The organism is Vibrio porteresiae DSM 19223 (assembly GCF_024347055.1).
Taxonomy (GTDB): domain Bacteria; phylum Pseudomonadota; class Gammaproteobacteria; order Enterobacterales; family Vibrionaceae; genus Vibrio; species Vibrio porteresiae.
The window spans coordinates 271,708-290,910 of sequence record NZ_AP024895.1; the positions used below are offsets into that span (position 1 = coordinate 271,708).

The window sequence follows — 19,203 nt, forward strand, 5'->3', positions numbered from 1 at the left end:
TAAAAATTGCCCAAGATTATAGCTAATTCACAACAAATGGCAGCAATTTACTGGTCTAATCAGCTAGTTTAATTTTGAACGGGGAAATGTACGCCATACTAATTGTGGGGGTACTACTGAATAGAGTATTTTCTAAACGCACTTTAATACTATTGTTCATAATCTAGAAGAGTAAAGCCAATAAAAAACTCCGATTACAGGGTATTCGGAGTTTTTATGCGATCGACATAACTTTATTGATGAATGACTAAACGTAGTTTATTGAGAGTATTTGGCTTTCTCGGTAATCAAACGATCAACAACACTTGGGTCGGCAAGGGTAGAGGTGTCGCCCAGATTACCCGTGTCACCGGTGGCAATTTTACGCAAAATTCGCCGCATAATCTTACCTGAGCGGGTTTTAGGTAGCGCGTCTGTCCAATGTAATACATCGGGTGTCGCAATCGGGCCAATCTCTTTTCGTACCCAATCTTTCACTTCTTTGTGCAGCTGCGCATCGGGGTAGATCCCGTCATTTAGCGTGATATAGGCATAAATTGCTTGGCCTTTGATATCGTGAGGTACGCCAACCACTGCAGCTTCGGCAATTTTGTCAAACGCCACCAGTGCAGATTCAATCTCCGCCGTGCCCATGCGGTGTCCAGAGACGTTTAAGACATCGTCGACACGTCCGGTGATCCAGTAGTAACCATCTTCATCACGTCGTGCACCATCTCCGGTGAAATACATGCCTTTGAAGGTGGAAAAGTAAGTCTGTTCAAAACGCTCATGGTCGCCATACACAGTACGCATTTGCCCTGGCCATGAATCTAGGATGACCAAATTACCTTCGGTCGCACCGGAAAGAAGTTGTCCTTCGTTATCAACCAAGGCGGGTTGTACACCAAAGAATGGGCGAGTGGCCGAGCCTGGTTTGAGGTCAGTTGCTCCAGGTAACGGGGTGATCAATATGCCGCCTGTTTCGGTTTGCCACCAGGTGTCGACAATCGGTGACTGACTGTTACCGATGGTTTTGTAGTACCACTCCCACGCCTCTGGGTTAATGGGTTCCCCAACCGAGCCCATGATGCGTAAGCTGGAACGGGAAGTCCCTTTCACCGCTTCATCACCTTTCGCCATCAAGGCACGAATCGCAGTGGGAGCCGTATACAGTATGGTCACCTGATGTTTATCGACGACCTGGCTCATGCGATTAGTCGCTGGGTAATTGGGCACACCTTCAAACAAGATGGTCTGGGCACCATTCGATAATGGGCCATAAATCAGATAGGTATGTCCGGTAATCCAACCGACGTCAGCAGTACACCAGAACACGTCATTGGGTTGATAATCAAACACATACTTGAAGGTCATAGTCGCGTAAACCAGATAACCGCCAGTGGTATGTAACACGCCTTTAGGTTTACCCGTTGAACCGGAGGTATATAAGATGAAGAGTGGGTCTTCGGCATTCATTGGCTCTGGTGGACAAATATCACTGACTTTGGACACTGCGTCATGCCACCAAATATCACGTTGATTGTTCCATGCGACTTTTCCGCCAGTACGTTGAAATACGATTACGCTGTTAATCCCTTTGACGCTTGGGTTCGCCAGCGCTTCGTCGACGTTTTTCTTAAGTGGCACTGGACGTCCCGCGCGAATACCTTCATCGGCAGTGATCACTATTTTGGCGTTGGAATCAACGATACGCCCTGCTAGCGCTTCAGGAGAGAAACCACCGAACACCACAGTGTGTACGGCGCCGATACGTGTACAAGCGAGCATGGCGACTGCCGCTTCCGGCACCATTGGCATATATAGGCAAACCACATCGCCTTTTTTCACGCCATGTTCTTTCAGCGCATTAGCGAAACAACACACCTTTTGGTGCAGTTGGCTAAAGGTGATCTTTTCATCTTGGGTTGGATCATCTCCTTCCCAAATGATCGCGACGTCATCGCCACGATCCGCTAAATGACGATCGAGGCAGTTAGCTGAAACGTTAAGTTGGCCATCATCAAACCAACGAATATCAACATGGCCTGTATCAAATGAGGTGTGTTTGACTCGGGTGTAAGGTTTTATCCAATCAACAATTTTCCCATGTTCAGCCCAGAAAGCGTCCGGATTTTCTACGGATTGCTGATACATGTTCAAATAGGTGTCGTTATCGGCATGGGTATGCGCTTTTATTGTACTTTTGACGGGATAAACGTGCGATTCACTCATTGTCTTTCTCCTTGTGAAATCGTCAAATTTCCTTGTGGGCGTAGGGTGTAAAAGAAAATTTGTTCTGCCTATAACCTTTAGCCACAGGCCTTGATTGCACAATTAGACTTTAGGAGTAATCACGGCGAGTAAGGAATTGAACACACAGAGATGAAAGTACTGACGGCAGTTTATGGTTAAGGCTTAGCGAGCAAATCTGCCTTGGTCTAACGCTATCTTATTGAAATGTCGGAAGAGAGAGTTAGCTCACACATGCATCAAGTGGAGTAATGGACATCCACAGCATCGGGAGACTTAAGTGGAGGTAAATCACCGTGGGTTAAGCGCACAAAAATCAGTGCTGCAGCGATGGCGTCTTGTAATGCATCATGCTTTTCCTGCTGTGGTAGTTCAAGATGGCGGCAGATGGCATCTAGGCTCAAGTCGATGTACGCATTGGGTAACAGCTTTTCGAGTTGCTCTTGATAGAGTTGACTCACTTCAATTAGCGGATTGGGGAGTGGAAACCCCAGTTGTTTACGGCAGGCAATATCAAGAATTTTCTTGTCATAGCGAATGTGATAGCCCACTAGAGGTCGATTACCAATAAAAGCGATCAATTGCTTTAAGGCTTCTTTTTCGTTGAGTCCATCGTGAAGATCTTGATGGCGTAGTTGATGTATTTTGATGGATGTCGAATCAAGAGAGTGTGGGGCGGCTAGCCGAATTTCAAAGGGTTGGCTCAGTAATACTCGGTTGTCGTTGACTCTTACTGCAGCAATACTCACTAACTCTGCCCGTTCGGGATCAAGACTGGTGGTCTCGCAGTCGAGTGAGACGAACTCCTGCTTCGCTGGGGTAGTAAAGAGGTATTGATACGCTGACCCTTCTAATTTGTATGACCAGTAATTCCTAAGTAGCCAATTCATTTTGAGTTCCTTTTAATCACGAATTTGATAGTGATATGCGAGCCATTGTTTAAACTTTTTCACCACATGCAGGCTATGACGTAATAGGTCACGTTCGGCGCGATCGAGTTGTTTCACATCCAATTGATTGGAGTTTTGATGTTGCTGCAGCTGTTGGGCTAAACGCAGTTTAAAAAACAGTTTTAAGGCTTCGGATAAGTTATCGGCAGTCTGTTTTTCAAGAACTCTTCTTTGTTGGAGTGCGCTAATTCGTTCAAAGGTATTGGTCACTGTGATGCCATATTCCAAACTGAGCGTACGAATGCCATGTACGACAGGGAATATCCCGCCTTGTTTGATATCAAGACCATTTTTCCCCTGTTTCACTTGGCCAAAGAGTGTCAGTGGTGACGAGAATGCCAGTGCTGGGCGAACAAAGTCGGCCAAGAGCGCTTCTTGATGGAGCGTCAGACGGCTTAGGGTGTGTTTGATTGGGTCCATTAATGTGGCATCACCAGCAACACAGTGGGCATCAGCAACAATCGCCAATAGCATCAGATTGTCAGCACTACGGCTACGGCACCAGTGCTGTAAAGTGCTGTCCCAATCGTGCTGTGATTTTACCCATTGGCTGTTTTGCACCATTACTCCACCGGGGCAGAGTGGGTAACCCAATTGCACTAAGGTTTGGGTGAGTTGATGCATGGTTTGTCCATACTCAGGCCAATCGACATTATTGGCGATGATCAGCGCATTATCTTGATCGGTCTTGAGGATTTGTTCATGCCGGCCCTCTGAGCCGAGTACCATCAAACAGCACTGCTTTTGGCGCTCTGGTGGTACGAGTAGAGAGAAAGCTTTCTCCATAATCTGTTCATTGACTGCGGAGATAAGTTCCATGATAAAACGGGTTCTAACTCCTCGGTTATAGAGACTTTCCACCAAAATTCGTTGTTTGCTTGCTGCCTCGGCGAGGGCGTCTAAATTATCTGCTCGGGCAATCGCTAAGGTAATCACATGGGAATGGGTGGAAAAGACACTGAGAATCTGTGTCATATCCAACATACCCACCGCAGCACCATGATGAGTCACCATCAAGCGTTTCACTTTACGCCGAGTCATTTGCACCATGGCATCAAACAGATAGTCACCTTGTTCAACCGAAAGAACTGGCGCAGTAGCGATAGTATTAATTGGGGTGTTGAGGTCGTAACGTTGTAAAACCAACGCATGGAGCAGGTTGGTTTGCGTGACAATCGCATAGTGCTCGGATTCTTTATTATTTGGTGATAACAGTACTAAGGCGCAATCAACCGAGCGTTCGGTCATGGCAATGGTCGCCTCTTCAATGGTGGTCTCAGGCAACAATTGCAATGCAGGTTGAACAATCGAACTGTCTACTTTAGTCAGAATAAGTTCGGCGATGTTTTTCTGTTGATGCGCTTTTTCCAATAGGGCGCGTCGGGTGACAAGGCTGGTATCAAAGTAGGAAGCAAACTCTTCATTTTGTTGATATAGCTGTAAAAATACTGCTTTAGGTAAGAGATAGGTGAGCGTGTCTTCTAGTGCGATATAACGATGTTTTGTTAGTGGATCAAACAAGGCGCGCACATCGAATAGATCATCCTGAGTATAGTGCGCATAAATCTCGCCGCTCTCCGCTGATTTTTCTTCGACCAGCCCTTTGATTACGATGTAGAGCGAGTGGCTGGGTTGCTGCGCTTCAATCACCACTTGTTGGCCGCGGAAATAGGCAACATCAAGGGCGTTACGTAAGGTTTTTTGTTGACCTGTCGTTAAGCAAGCAAAGGGTGGGGACTGCATATCAAATTTGTCTGGCATGGTGATATCGTCCGAACTGAGGAAGGTTAGTACTAAGTGTGGCGTGTTTCTTTGCTCGCTCCAGACGACTTTGGTCTAATTCTTTGTCAAATGAGTCGGTGGTTTGCATGGCTGCTGGTGAATTTGCCTTAGTGAAGTGGTGGATTGTTCCTATTTGGACACAATAAGTTGAGGAAACATCACTTTAGCTACTATAGGGTTAGCGGCATAATAGGCGCTCTTTACATCGCCAAGACAAGGATTGCTACGTTGAACACTTCTCCCTACGGATGGATTTCGCAATATCTATTCGGCTTTTTCTTTGCTTATGGAGTTTATCTACCCTTTTGGGCTTTATGGTTTTCTTCACAAGGTATTCCAACGGCAGATATTGGTACATTAGTCGGGATTGGGTTTGCAACGCGATGTTTGTCCAACTTAGTGATTACCCCGCGGGTGCACAAAGTTGAGTTATTTATTCCGGTGTTACGTTGGCTCGCATTTGGCGGCATGGTGGCGGTCTCGCTCTACTTTGCCGCTGGTGGTAGTTTCTGGTTAATGGCGTTAATGACCGTCTTGTTTAACATCTGTATGGGGCCGATGATGCCGTTGCCCGATGCGATGGCCAATTATTACGCTAAACAGAAAATGCTCGATTATGGTTCGACGCGAGTGTGGGGTTCTATCTCGTTTATTGTCGGCTCGACTTTAGTGGGTTATTTGGCCTCTTCTTTTGGTAGTAATTGGATTTTGTATACCGCACTACTCGGTTTTGCTGGCACTTGGCTGGTCAGTTTGCGCCGTCCCAATCCAATGCCTGTGACCTTAGTAGAGGAAACCAAAACTGAGCGGCCGAAGCTGTTTGGCTTATTGCGTGAATGGTCGGTGGTGAAGTTTTTGCTGCTGGTAGCGTTAATCCAAGGCAGTCACGCGGCCTACTACAGCGTGAGTTCGCTCTATTGGAAAGAGTCGGGCTACTCTGAAAATATTATTGGCTACTTATGGAGCCTAGGTGTCGTTGCTGAAGTATTGCTGTTCGCCTTTAGTAAAAAGGCCTTCTCAGGTTTTGGTGTAAAAACCTTGTTCTACGTTTCTGCTGTGGCGGTTATTGTGCGTTGGAGTATTACTGCATCCACAACGGCTTTGATTCCTTTGGTGATCGTTCAACTGCTTCATAGTTTGACTTACGCGTTAGCTCATTTAGCTGCGATTCATTATATCCAATATGCTAATCAAAGCCGGATGGTCGCGTTGCAAGCGCTCTACAATGCCTTAGCGCAAGGGGCGAGTATCGCCATTATGACTTCGTTTAGTGGGTGGGGATTCTCTCATTGGGGAGCAAATGTATTTTGGGTGATGGCGGCGATGGGAGTGTTGGCGTTGTTCATTCGCTTAGATGTACCGCGCTCCCAAATTCACACAGTAGATGCAGAGAAAGAGACTGCTGTCGCACAGAAATCACTCTCTTAGATTGAGAGATAAAAATATCCTCGGTTTAATGAAAGCCTCTTCTACTCTTAGAAGAGGCTTTCTTTTAACTATCGGTTTTCTCTGGATTTGTTGGTTAAGTGGATTAACTAAGACGTGAGAATAGAGCGAGACAGGATGTGATATGCAAGATTGGTTAGTGATTCCAGTATCGTTGCTGTATCTCGGCACGCTGTTTTTGATTGCGTGGTATGGCGATCGGCAAGCTCACTGGTTAGCAAACTGGCGGCCTTGGATTTACAGTTTATCCATTTCAGTTTACTGCACGTCATGGACTTTCTACGGCACGGTAGGACAGGCCAGTGCCAATCCGTGGTCTTTTATCCCAATCTATCTCGCTCCTATCTTGGTTTTTGTGTTTGGTTGGCGCGTATTGGCGCGGCTGATTTTGATTGCTAAACGTGAGCATATTACGTCGATTGCCGATTTTATTGGGGCAAGATATGGCAAATCTCAGGGCTTGTCTGTCGTGGTGACTCTTATTGCGGTAGTGGGCATTTTGCCTTACATCGCTTTACAACTGCGCGCGATTACTACTGGGTTAAATGTAGTTGCTCCCAATCTCTTTTCCGAGTTTGGTTATGAAAACCAAAATGTCTCTTGGTTTGTGGTTCTCGCGCTAGCGCTTTTTACCATGCTATTTGGCACTCGACAGGTAGATAACACTGAACATCATCGTGGGATGATGATGGCCGTGGCTTTTGAATCGATAGTCAAACTCGGCTGCTTTTTATTGGTGGGCGTGTTTATCTGTTATCTCTCGTGGAAAGAGCCTGACTTTTCGATGGGAGAGATAGCAGCGCAGAATTATCAGTCGCCGAACTGGCCAACACTTTTTATTCATTTGGTCATGACCATGGTCGCGGTGATTTGTTTGCCACGCCAGTTTCACACCGCGGTCGTAGAAAACGAGCAAGGACAAGATCTCCACACGGCGCGTTGGATGTTTCCTTGTTATTTATTGTTGATGAGCCTGTTTGTCTTGCCGATTGCTTGGGTTGGGCAGGGGCTCTTAACTGGCGTCTCTGCAGATACTTACCTTATTAGTATTCCCAAATTTGCTGGTGCTGATTTCATGGCACTACTGGCTTTTTTAGGTGGAACGTCTGCTGCTTCGGGCATGGTGATTGTCTCGACGATAGCATTAGCGATCATGGTGTCGAACGATTTGGTCATGCCGTTAATGCTACGCCGAATGAAGCTAAGCCAACGCAATCATCGGCATATCTCGAATGTGTTAGTCAATGTCCGCCGTACTCTGATTTTACTACTGCTGATCGGTGCATGGCTTTTCTACAAAGCACTGGATGCGATTCCTTCGTTATCTGCCATCGGTTTTCTCTCGTTTGCTGCGGTCACACAGTTTGCCCCCGCACTGCTAGGAGGCATGTATTGGCGAGAAGGAAATCGTAAAGGGGTTTATTCAGGCTTAGCCGTTGGGTTTATCTTGTGGCTGCTGACCTTGATGAGTGCGTCTGGTTTGCTGGCAGGGAATGAACAAAATAACGTCCTCATCTGGCTTATTACGCCACCACAATGGTTGCAAAGTATTGGCGTGGCAGCACCCGATTGGGGGATGTTGTTGAGTATCGTGCTCAATACCTTGTGTTATGTGGTGATCTCTTTACTCACTCGTTCGAGTTTAAGTGAGCGATTGCAATCAGCAGCGTTTGTAGGCACGCCATTACCAGATAATGACAACATGAGCATTTACCAAAGCCGAGTGACGGTCAGTGAATTAGAAATGCTGGCGTCACGGTTTGTGGGAAGGGCACGAGTTCGGACTGCGTTTAATCAGTATTGGAATTCGCAAGGCGAAACCTTACTGCCTGGGCAGCAAGCTCCGGCATCATTAATTCGCCATACCGAACGTGTATTGGCTGGGGTGTTTGGTGCTTCTTCCGCTAAGTTAGTGCTGACCTCTGCCTTACAGGGACGCAACATGTATTTGGAGGATGTTGCCACCATAGTGGATGAAGCTTCTGAACTCTATGATTTCAGCCGAGGTTTGTTGCAAGGCGCGATAGAGCACATCAGTCAAGGGTTAGCGGTAGTCGATAAACATCTGCGGCTGGTGGCGTGGAATCAACGTTACTTGGAGTTATTTAATTTTCCGCCAGGTTTGGTTCAAGTCGGTCGTCCTATCGAAAATATTATTCGGCATAACGCTCAGCAGGGGCTTTGTGGTCCTGGGGATGTGGAAGAGCATGTAGAAAAACGCTTACGCCATTTGGAAAAAGGCACTGCGCATACTTCAGCACGAGAAAGGCCTGATGGTCGAGTGATTGAAGTGCAAGGTAACCCGATGCCCGGCGGTGGGTTTGTGATGAGCTTTAACGATATCACGGCATTTCGCAGCGTAGAACAGAGCTTAAAAGAGGCAAATGAGCATCTAGAAGAGCGCGTTTTGCAACGTACTCATGAGTTGGAAACGTTGAACCGCCAGTTGGTCACCGCGACGCAACGCTCGGAGCATGAGTCGCAATCTAAGTCGCGCTTTTTAGCAGCGGTGAGTCATGACTTAATGCAACCACTTAATGCCGCACGCCTATTTTCCTCCTCTCTTGGTGAGTTGACGTTAGATGCAGAATCGAAACGTTTGGCACATCATATCGAGAGTGCTCTTGGCGCTGCAGAAGATCTGATTGGCGATTTGCTCGATATTTCACGATTGGAATCCGGTAAGTTGGAAGTCTATCCTCAACCTTTTGCCGTGCGCGATATTCTGGATAACTTAGCCGCTGAATTTCGTGCGTTAGCTAAGCAGCAACATATTGAGTTTCGCGTGGTGCCTTCTTCTCTCTACATTATTTCAGACCCTAAACTGCTACGTCGTGTTATCCAAAACTTTCTTACTAATGCGTTTCGTTACTGCCCGAATGGCAAAGTAGTGCTCGGCGTTCGGCATGTACATGACAGTGTGCGAGTTGAAGTTTGGGATAATGGTGTTGGTATTGAAGAAGAGAAACAGCAGGAGATTTTTGAGGAATTTACTCGAGGTTCGCAAGTTCGCTCTGATCAAGGTTTGGGATTAGGATTGGCCATATCCAAAGGGATTGCGCAAGTTCTCGGCCATGAGATAGGCATGCGATCTTGGCATGGTGAGGGGAGTGTTTTTTCGGTCTCCATTCCTAGAGCGAATAAGCCTGTTGCGGCAATGATTTATTCTCCGGTCAGTGAAACTGTTCATCAAGTAGAGCATCTACGGGTGCTGTGCGTCGATAACGAGGAGAGCATCTTGGTTGGCATGCGAGAATTGCTCGAGCGTTGGGGCTGTGATGTGCAGACGTCGGTTGACCTTGTTTCTAGCTTGAAAGTTCTAGAACAAGGGTGGCGTCCGGATGTGATCTTATCCGACTATCGTCTAGAACAAGGGCGCACTGGATTAGAAGTCCTGCAACAATTTCGCTTACGGATGCAAGATGACTTCATCGGTGTGATCATCAGTGCGGATAGAACCGCGGAAATTGTCGATGCGGTGAAATCGAATGGTTTTCGCTTTTTACCTAAGCCAGTTAAACCCCTTAAGCTGCGCGCAATGTTGCAGCAGTCATAATAGAAACGCCCTCAATGAGGGCGTTAACATTCACTTATTATCCACTTCGCATCGTGGGACTTGGTTGCTTTACTTAGCCACCACAGTCAATGGCCAGCCGATATCCGTTTGACGGTTCGCTTCTAGCTCTAATTCGGTGCGAGTTAATGGATTGTCGTGTAACCACTGAGCATCAAGTGTTAACGTCAGTACATCTCCATCGGCTTCGAGCGTGAATTCAGGTTCCAGCTCAGCTTGACGACGATGACTAAGTAGCACAGCTAAACGCAATATCCGCAAAATTCGTTTGGCACTCGTGCCAGACAAAGCATGCTGCTCTGGTAATGAGGTTAACTGCTCACGATAACGTCGTGCTAATTCACCCAGATAGAATTTTTGCGCTCGGGTATAGCCGGGTAAGTCCAGATGTTGCAATAGATATGCACTATGCTCTCCGCCTTTTTTGAAATCGATACTCAGCCCGATTTCATGCAGTTGGGCTGCGCTGCACAGCAACATTTCAGCTTGGCTCTCTTCAACCCACTTGTGCCCCCCACATTGTTGGAGCAATTTGCTCGCAAGATTGGCGACTTGCAGAGCATAGTGTTGATCAATTTGATAACGGCGTTGAATGCTGCACAGGGTTCGTGCGCGGATATCATCTTGACGTAACCCTTCGACCATCTCATACACGAGACCTTCACGCAAAGCGCCACCGGCTAATGTCATCTCTTCAATCTGGAAGGATTCGAAAATCGCGATAAGAATCGATAGTCCACTTGGGAATACCAATGCTCGCTCGAGAGTTAACCCCTCGATTTCCAACTCTTCCAGATGATCTGACATCATCGCCTGCTTTTGCAGGCGTTTTAGCTTTGGCAGAGTGATGATTTCATCCATCCCTTGAGCCAGCATGATCTCTTGTAATGCCTGTACGGTACCACTTGCACCTACACAGACGTTCCAACCCAGTTCGCAATACTGTTTTAAAATCGGCTCAAGGGTCTGTTTGGCTGCCGCAATCGCATTATTGAAGTTGGTGGTGTTGAGTTGACGATCTCTAAAGTGTCGTTCAAGCCAAGTCACACAACCCATTTTGAGACTGGTTAACGCTTTGGCTTCGAAACCTTCACCAATAATAAACTCTGTACTTGCTCCACCGATATCGACGACTAAGCGACGTCCCATTCCGCCCGAAGTATGCGCCACACCTTTATATATAGTGGCTGCTTCTTCTTCTCCGGGAATCACTTCTATGGGGTGTCCTAGGATCTGATTAGCTTTAACAAGAAACTCATTAACGTTGGTCGCTGTCCGTAAAGTTGCGGTACCAACGATGCGGATATTCTCTTTAGGAATATCTTGAAGTCGCTCGGCAAAGAGGCTCAAACAGTCCCAGCCGCGCTGCATCGCTTCTAGACTCAATGCGTTGTTCTCATCAAGTCCAGCGGCTAAGCGCACTTTGCGCTTAATTTTCGCCATCGTTTGCACGCTACCGTCGATGTGCCGAACCACCAACATATGGAAGCTGTTGGAGCCCAAATCGATTGCAGCGTATAGCGGTGAAGATACATCGTGACTCATGAGTGAATTACGAATCCTTTTTCTGATTAGGATGTGAACGACGTTGTGGTTTACGTTTACCCGAGTTGCGTGCGCCGCCGGTGTTGGTACGACGTTGTTGTGGGTTCTTACGTAGAATAATCGGTTTTGGCAAATCAGTGAGCAGGGCAGTTGCATCATACTCAGACATAGGAATTGAGTGCTCGATGTACTCTTCGATGCCTGGTAGGTTTACTGCGTATTGTTCACAAGCAAAACTGATTGAGTTACCACTTGCGCCTGCGCGACCTGTACGACCAATGCGGTGTACGTAATCTTCACAATCGTCAGGTAAGTCATAGTTAAAGACGTGAGTTACTTGTGGAATGTGCAGGCCACGAGCAGCAACGTCGGTTGCAACCAAAATGTCCAATTCGCCGCGAGTGAATTCTTCAAGAATACGCTCACGTTTCTTCTGTGGTACATCGCCAGTTAATAGGCCAACACGGTGTTGGTCTGCTGCAAGATGACCCCAAATTTTTTCGCATTGGTGTTTGGTATTCGCAAAAATAATCGCGCGATCTGGCCACTCTTCTTCGATAAGAGTTTGTAGTAGCGCCATTTTGTGTTCGTTAGACGGATAGAACAATTCTTCTTTAATCAGAGCACCGGTTTTTTGCGATGGTTCCACCACCACATGTTCAGGGGTGTTCATGTGTTCAAACGCCAATTCTTGCACTCGGTAAGACAGAGTGGCTGAAAACAGCATATTGAGACGATCTTTCGGCTCCGGCATACGACGGAATAGGAAACGGATGTCTTTAATAAAGCCAAGGTCAAACATACGGTCTGCTTCATCCAATACAACCGCTTGAATGTTGTTTAGATTAAACGCACGTTGTTTGTAAAAATCGATGATACGACCGGTGGTACCGATCAGAACATCAACACCTTCTTGAAGCTTGGCTAACTGTTTATCGTAGCTTTCACCTCCATAGGCGAGCGCTGCTTTGAGGCCTGTGCTCTCAATTAGACACTCTGCGTCATGATAGATCTGAATCGCCAATTCGCGGGTCGGAGCCATAATGATGGCGCGAGGTTGAGTTGGCTGACGACCTTCATGTTCAGGTGTCACTAGCAAATGGTTAAAGGTAGCAGTAAGAAACGCAAGCGTCTTACCAGTCCCCGTTTGGGCCTGGCCTGCAATGTCTTGGCCGGCGAGCAGTACCGGCAACGCCATGGCCTGAATCGGGGTGCAATATTCGAACCCTTTTTTATTCAGTCCATCAATGACTTGCGGGTGTAAACCGAAGTCGGCGAATTTTTGCTCTGTGATATGCGTCTTTTTCATAGCTATAGAATATCAGCCTAGGCTTGCAATATGGAAGTAAATACATTCCAATAGAGCATCTATTTACTGGTTAGTATGCAACCAGTTCAGAAAAACACAGTGGAGTGGAAGATGAGTGATAAATTTTTGCAGCTAACAGATGATAGTTTTGAAGCTGATGTAATCAATGCTGCAGGCCCTGTTCTTGTTGATTTTTGGGCAGAATGGTGTGGTCCTTGTAAAATGATTGCTCCAATTCTTGACGAAGTCGCAGAAGAATACGAAGGCAAGCTCACTATCGGTAAACTAAACATCGACCAAAACGCAGGTACACCACCTAAATATGGTATTCGTGGTATTCCAACGCTTCTTTTGTTTAAAGATGGTAGTGTTGCTGCAACAAAAGTAGGTGCATTGTCGAAGACTCAACTTAAAGAATTCCTAGACGCAAACCTATAATTCACATTTACATAAACCGTACATAGAAATATGTGCGGTTTGTTTTTTGAAAAAAACAATTTCTAGACTAGGCTATGTTTTAGTGCTAGTTTATCGCACGTTAATTAAACAAGTGTTCACTTCTTGGTCAATCCTGAGACCAAATCCTTCTTACTTAACTAGAAAACAGATCCTATTTTGACTAAACAAGTATCCACCACAATGAATCTAACTGAATTGAAGAACAGACCTGTGTCTGATCTTGTGAAACTTGGTGAAAGCCTAGGCCTTGAAAATCTAGCACGCCTGAGAAAACAAGATATCATCTTCGCCATCCTTAAAGCGCACGCAAAAAGTGGTGAAGATATCTTTGGCGACGGGGTGCTGGAAATTCTGCAAGACGGTTTTGGTTTCCTACGCAGCGCAGACAGCTCATATCTGGCCGGTCCAGATGATATTTATGTGTCTCCAAGCCAGATCCGCCGCTTTAACTTGCGTACAGGCGACTCAATCGCTGGGAAAATCCGTCCGCCTAAAGAAGGTGAGCGTTACTTTGCACTTCTAAAAGTGAACACTGTTAACGATGACAAACCTGATAACGCCCGCAATAAAATCCTCTTTGAAAACTTAACTCCTCTACATGCCAATGAACGTATGGTTATGGAACGTGGTAACGGTTCAACAGAAGATATTACTGCGCGTGTTCTTGATTTAGCTGCTCCAATTGGTAAAGGTCAACGTGGTCTAATCGTTGCTCCGCCAAAAGCAGGTAAAACAATGCTGTTGCAAAACATTGCACAAAGCATTGCCAGCAACCATCCTGAATGTGTGCTTATGGTACTTCTTATCGACGAACGTCCTGAAGAAGTAACTGAGATGCAACGCCTAGTTAAAGGTGAAGTCGTTGCGTCTACATTCGATGAGCCAGCTTCTCGTCACGTACAAGTGGCTGAAATGGTTATCGAAAAAGCTAAGCGTTTAGTAGAGCACAAAAAAGACGTTGTTATTCTTCTCGACTCTATCACTCGTCTTGCTCGTGCATACAACACCGTTGTGCCTTCTTCAGGTAAAGTCCTGACCGGTGGTGTGGATGCCAACGCGTTACATCGTCCAAAACGTTTCTTCGGTGCTGCTCGTAATGTTGAAGAAGGTGGTAGCTTAACTATCATCGCAACAGCACTAGTAGATACGGGTTCTAAAATGGATGAAGTTATTTACGAAGAGTTCAAAGGTACAGGTAACATGGAACTGCACTTGAACCGTAAGATTGCTGAGAAACGTGTTTTCCCTGCAATTGACTTCAACCGTTCTGGTACTCGTCGCGAAGAGTTGTTGACTAAGACTGATGAGCTACAAAAAATGTGGATTCTACGTAAGATCGTGCACCCAATGGGCGAATCTGATGCAATGGAATTCCTCATCGACAAATTGGCGATGACTAAAACCAACGACGAATTCTTCGACGCGATGCGTCGTCAATAAGTCAGATTGGTAGAAAAACACCACCTTTTAGGGTGGTGTTTTTGTTTGCATTCTGGTGAGTGTCCAGCCACACTTAACGAGAATGAAAATAAGGAGTAATTATGCAACAAGGAATGTTGTGCTCGCTTCTTTTATCGTTAGCGCTTTACACTGGCTCCGCCTCTGCGGTGGACATGTCGACTACTGAGCAGCAGTATTTACTACAGGACGTAACACTGCAGCATAAAGTGGATCAGTTGTATGACTACGCGATTCAAGACAATATAGATGCACTTAATTTTGCTTTGCAGCGTCTCGCGTTGCCTCAGCAAGAAGCCGCTCGTTTTTTGCTATTTCAAAAAATGGAGCAGCAAGGTTTGTCGCTCTCATCCTCTTTAGTTGATTTTGTTCAACTGCAAAACCGTATTCTTCCTGTTTACCAAATCACAGAAAAAGGCGATGGCTATGAGTTTTCTGTGCCTGCATTTAACTATTCTTCAATTGGTTTAAGGCTGCTAAAACATTGGAAACAAGATCAGCGTGCTGTCGATTTTGTATTAAGGGCAGAATTGAAAGAGCTGAATTTGAAAGAGTGGTTGTCTGGGTCAGAGAGTTTGTCACACGAAAAACTGTTGATTCAGGAGTTGGATCGATTGTCTGTCGGGGCTATTCAAGCGTTAGTGAACCAACTGACCAATGTTAAGGTGACGAGTTGGTTACCTTCTTCTGCTGTCATGGTGCGTTTGGCTCAAATTAGCCAAAACCAAGAGATCTATAAGTTGTTATGGTTGATGCGAGCGGATTCGGCGATTGAATCAGAACTGGATAGATTATCTAAGCGTCATGATAAATTCGCCATTTCTCAATTAATGCTCGCAGCTCAAAATCCTCGTTTAAAGGATCAAGCCATTCGTGATTTAGCACAAATTAATCCGATGAGTGAAGAAGTCAAAACCTTCCTAGTTGGCCGACTGTCTGACGATGATGATGTAGTGAGCGTCGCTAGTACGTTAGTCGAGCAGGGACAGCAATCGTGGTTACAAGAGTTGCTCGACTCCAATAAGCAAGTAAAAGCCAATGCAATTATGCAGGTGTTAAATCGTTAGTAATGAAACGCGAAGGCAAGATCTTCTAATCCAGTTTGGGTTTTTGTGAAAAAGAAGAAACGAGCAATCGGACTTTTTGTTATACTGCTTTCATCCTAAATAGCGTTGAAACACCCATGATTTTTAAGGACTTACCCGAATTTATAGCTTATTTGGAAAAAAATCGGCTATTAAAACGCATAGCTCATCCTATTGATCCTCATTATGAAATGACAGAGATCAGCGATCGCACCTTGCGTGCTGGTGGCCCTGCTTTGTTATTTGAAAATCCTATTGGTTATGATATGCCGGTACTCACCAACCTCTTTGGTACACCAGAGCGTGTGGCGTTAGGTATGGGAAGAGAGGATGTGCAAGGCTTGCGTGAAGTGGGTAAGTGGCTTGCTTATCTAAAAGAGCCTGAGCCACCACGTGGTTTAAAAGAGGCATTTGAAAAATTACCTGTATTTAAACAGGTACTGAATATGCCGGCTAAGCGTGTGCGTCGTGCTCCATGTCAGGAAGTGATCTGGCAAGGTGACGAAGTCGATCTCGATAAAATCCCGGTAATGAGCTGTTGGGCTGATGATGTCGCACCGTTAATGACTTGGGGGCTCACCGTCACCAAGGGACCAACTAAAAAGCGACAAAACATCGGCATTTATCGCCAGCAAAAAATTGGGAAGAATAAAATCATAATGCGTTGGCTTGCTCATCGCGGTGGGGCATTGGATTTTCAAGACTGGCAAGAAGCAAACCCCGGTAAGCCATTTCCTGTTTCTGTCGCGTTTGGTGCTGACCCTGCTACGATTCTTGCTGCCGTCACGCCTATTCCTGATACCTTGTCTGAATATGCCTTTGCTGGGCTTCTACGTGGCAGCCGATCTGAAGTCACCAAATCGTTAAGTAATGATCTCGATATTCCTGCCAGTGCTGAGTTGGTATTAGAAGGTTACATCGACCCAAATGAGTATGCTCAAGAGGGGCCTTATGGCGATCATACCGGTTACTACAATGAAGTAGAGATGCATCGTGTCTTCACGGTGACCCATGTCTCTATGCGCAACAAACCCATTTATCACAGTACTTATACTGGTCGTCCACCAGATGAGCCTGCCGTTCTTGGTGTGGCATTGAATGAAGTCTTTGTTCCTATTCTACAAAAGCAATTTCCTGAGATTGCTGATTTTTATTTACCGCCAGAAGGTTGTTCTTACCGATTGGCAGTAGTGACTATGAAGAAGCAGTATCCGGGACATGCGAAGCGAGTGATGATGGGTGTGTGGTCTTTCTTGCGCCAATTTATGTACACCAAGTATGTCATTGTCTGTGATGAGAGTGTTGACCCTCGTAACTGGGATGACGTTATTAAAGCAATGACGGATAACATGGCGCCGGTTGCTGACTCACTCTTTATTGAAAATACTCCCATCGATTCGCTTGATTTTGCTTCGCCAGTGGTTGGCCTTGGTTCAAAGTTGGGGATGGATGCCACTATTAAGTGGGAGCCTGAATTGGCGATGACCCAAATGAATGCGGTGTCCTCGAAAACAGGTGCTGAGAGGTCTTTAATAGACGCTGTGAAATTGCAATATCCGCGAATCCGAGATATTCACTTACCAGAGTCAGCACAAGGACGCTTTGTCTTAATCAATATGGAAAAAGATGAGGCGGGACAATCTGAGGACGTATTGCAGGCGGTAATCAATGCATTATCGGAATGTCACGATGTGAAGTTTATTGCCCTGTTCGATTTGGATGTGAATATTCACGATTGGAAAGACGTGATCTGGGCAATCACGACGCGAATGGATCCTGAACGGGATTCGTTGCGTGTTAAAGCTGCTGGTGGGCGTAGCTCTCTATTAGCAATGGATGCCACCAATAAATTTAATGGTGAAGTTCAGCGTGAGTGGGGGACGCCAATTAAGAAAGATCCTAAACTGGTAGCTAAGATTGATGAATTATGGGATGAGTTAGATATCCTATGACCCATACTGTTATATTACTTCCTAGTAACATCCAGTTTGAGGTTGAACCTGGGCAAACGGTGTTAGAGGCTGCGCTCAACCAGCAGATTTCCTTTCCACATCGTTGTCAGGTTGGTGCATGTGCTGCATGCCTATGTCGAAAAGTAGAAGGTGAAGTGAGTTATCAACTTGAGCCCATGCTGACAGAAAAAGAGCAGCAGTTAGGTTGGGTGTTTGCGTGCCAAGCTTCCCCTGAAAGTGATTTAGTACTTACTTTTGAAGAGTAAGTTTAGAGGAACACCATGATTGTAAATTGTAAAGTAAAGTCGATAGATGCTTTGGCAAGTAATACTTATAAAATTCTTTTGCAGCCAGAAAGCACTGTTACCTTCAAAGCCGGTCAATACCTAATGGTCGTGATGGGTCTAAAAGATAAGCGTCCATTTTCTATTGCTAATTCGCCCACGAGAGCAGGGGAATTGGAACTGCACATCGGCGCGGCTGAGCATAATGCTTATGCGGGCGAAGTGGTGGAAAAAATGCGTAATGCTTTGACAACTCAAGATAGCGTGGAAATTGATGTTCCCCATGGCAAAGCCTCTCTTCAAGAAAGCGAACGTCCTTTACTTCTGATTGCTGGTGGTACTGGCTTTAGTTACGTTCGTTCAATCCTTGACGATGTGATCGCTCATCAATGGTCACAGCCTACCTATCTATATTGGGGTGCTAAGGACAAATCGCAGCTTTATGCATTTGATGAGCTCGTGGCTCTTGCTAGCACTCATGCCAATATTCACTTTGTTCCAGTCGTTGAACACCAAGATGAGAGTTGGACTGGTAAAGTAGGTAATGTTCTTCAAGCTGTGAGTCAAGATTTTGCAACGTTAGAAGAATTTGATATCTATCTAGCAGGTCGTTTTGAAATGGCGGGTGCTGCTCGTGACCAGTTTGTTCTAAATAAACAAGCGAATTCAGATCGGATGTTTGCAGACGCTTACGCATTTATTTAAGTTTTCTTCATCAGTCAGATCATCTAAAAAGGGCAAAAATGCCCTTTTTTTCGCCTATTTGTACACACAAGCAGCGAACGCTCCATTTTTATCGTTTTTTTGCAAAAATCGCTTGCGGCTTTTTAATTACTCCCTATAATGCGCCCTCACTGACACGGCAGACGCCACAAGGCTTCAGCAGTATCAGTAAGAGGATAAGACGCTCGAATGAGAAAGTTGAAAAAAGTGTTTGACACTGACAACGAAATCGCTAGAATGCACCTCCGCTTCGAAAGAAAAGTTCTTGAAAAGCAAGCTCTTTAACAATTTAAACCTATCAATCTGTGTGGGCACTCGTTGATGATAATCATAGCTTCTTAGGAAGCACAATGGTTTCAATGAACTGAGTGACCAATTAAGTCTTCGGACTTAGCACAGTCAATTTA

Annotated in this window: 13 protein-coding genes and 1 pseudogene; 9 read left to right on the forward strand and 5 right to left on the reverse strand. The window is 45.7% G+C overall.

Annotated elements, in window-relative coordinates; translation table 11 throughout:
• Positions 1-258: 258 nt before the first annotated feature.
• From acs to OCV11_RS01230, 3 genes are all read right to left on the reverse strand, one after another.
• Positions 259-2,211, reverse strand: a complete 1,953-nt coding sequence (acs, locus tag OCV11_RS01220) for an acetate--CoA ligase (protein ID WP_261894494.1) — start codon at positions 2,209-2,211, stop codon at positions 259-261.
• 257 nt (positions 2,212-2,468) lie between these two features.
• Positions 2,469-3,119, reverse strand: coding sequence for a 3'-5' exonuclease (locus OCV11_RS01225; protein WP_261894495.1), 651 nt, complete (start codon positions 3,117-3,119; stop codon positions 2,469-2,471).
• A 12-nt stretch (positions 3,120-3,131) separates the two neighbouring features.
• Entirely contained in the window at positions 3,132-4,940 is a 1,809-nt protein-coding gene (locus OCV11_RS01230; protein ID WP_261894497.1) for a DUF294 nucleotidyltransferase-like domain-containing protein, read from the reverse strand.
• Positions 4,941-5,189: 249 nt separating this feature from the next.
• On the opposite strand from OCV11_RS01230, the gene OCV11_RS01235 reads away from it, so the two are divergent.
• Complete coding sequence (locus OCV11_RS01235; protein ID WP_261894499.1) at positions 5,190-6,389, forward strand: 3-phenylpropionate MFS transporter; 1,200 nt, start codon at positions 5,190-5,192, stop codon at positions 6,387-6,389.
• Positions 6,390-6,531: 142 nt separating this feature from the next.
• Positions 6,532-9,963, forward strand: coding sequence for a hybrid sensor histidine kinase/response regulator (locus tag OCV11_RS01240; RefSeq protein WP_261894501.1), 3,432 nt, complete (start codon positions 6,532-6,534; stop codon positions 9,961-9,963).
• Positions 9,964-10,032: 69 nt separating this feature from the next.
• Here the strand turns inward: OCV11_RS01240 and gppA are convergent, their stop codons facing one another.
• Together gppA and rhlB are read right to left on the reverse strand one after the other, a co-directional pair.
• Positions 10,033-11,526, reverse strand: coding sequence for a guanosine-5'-triphosphate,3'-diphosphate diphosphatase (gene gppA / locus OCV11_RS01245; protein ID WP_261894503.1), 1,494 nt, complete (start codon positions 11,524-11,526; stop codon positions 10,033-10,035).
• A 7-nt stretch (positions 11,527-11,533) separates the two neighbouring features.
• On the reverse strand, positions 11,534-12,835 hold the full coding sequence (gene rhlB / locus OCV11_RS01250; RefSeq protein WP_261894505.1) for an ATP-dependent RNA helicase RhlB: 1,302 nt from the start codon (positions 12,833-12,835) through the stop codon (positions 11,534-11,536).
• A gap of 111 nt (positions 12,836-12,946) precedes the next feature.
• On the opposite strand from rhlB, the gene trxA reads away from it, so the two are divergent.
• The 7 genes and pseudogenes from trxA (at position 12,947) to fre (ending at position 18,778) form a co-directional block, all read left to right on the forward strand.
• The gene (gene trxA, locus OCV11_RS01255) at positions 12,947-13,273 is read left to right on the forward strand and encodes a thioredoxin TrxA (RefSeq protein ID WP_261894506.1); all 327 of its coding nucleotides are present in this window, start codon (positions 12,947-12,949) and stop codon (positions 13,271-13,273) included.
• Positions 13,274-13,474: 201 nt separating this feature from the next.
• On the forward strand, positions 13,475-14,734 hold the full coding sequence (gene rho, locus OCV11_RS01260) for a transcription termination factor Rho (protein ID WP_261896203.1): 1,260 nt from the start codon (positions 13,475-13,477) through the stop codon (positions 14,732-14,734).
• A gap of 101 nt (positions 14,735-14,835) precedes the next feature.
• Entirely contained in the window at positions 14,836-15,819 is a 984-nt protein-coding gene (locus OCV11_RS01265; RefSeq protein ID WP_261894508.1) for a hypothetical protein, read from the forward strand.
• Between the two features lie 116 nt (positions 15,820-15,935).
• Positions 15,936-17,316: pseudogene (gene ubiD, locus OCV11_RS01270) on the forward strand (4-hydroxy-3-polyprenylbenzoate decarboxylase); the annotation flags it as partial.
• Positions 17,317-17,327: 11 nt separating this feature from the next.
• Positions 17,328-17,789, forward strand: coding sequence for a UbiD family decarboxylase (locus OCV11_RS25035; protein WP_373332811.1), 462 nt, complete (start codon positions 17,328-17,330; stop codon positions 17,787-17,789).
• Positions 17,786-18,055, forward strand: a complete 270-nt coding sequence (locus OCV11_RS01275; protein WP_261894512.1) for a 2Fe-2S iron-sulfur cluster-binding protein — start codon at positions 17,786-17,788, stop codon at positions 18,053-18,055. The genes OCV11_RS25035 and OCV11_RS01275 overlap by 4 nt, the downstream gene beginning before the upstream one ends.
• A gap of 15 nt (positions 18,056-18,070) precedes the next feature.
• On the forward strand, positions 18,071-18,778 hold the full coding sequence (fre, locus tag OCV11_RS01280) for an NAD(P)H-flavin reductase (protein ID WP_261894514.1): 708 nt from the start codon (positions 18,071-18,073) through the stop codon (positions 18,776-18,778).
• Positions 18,779-19,203 lie beyond the last annotated feature (425 nt).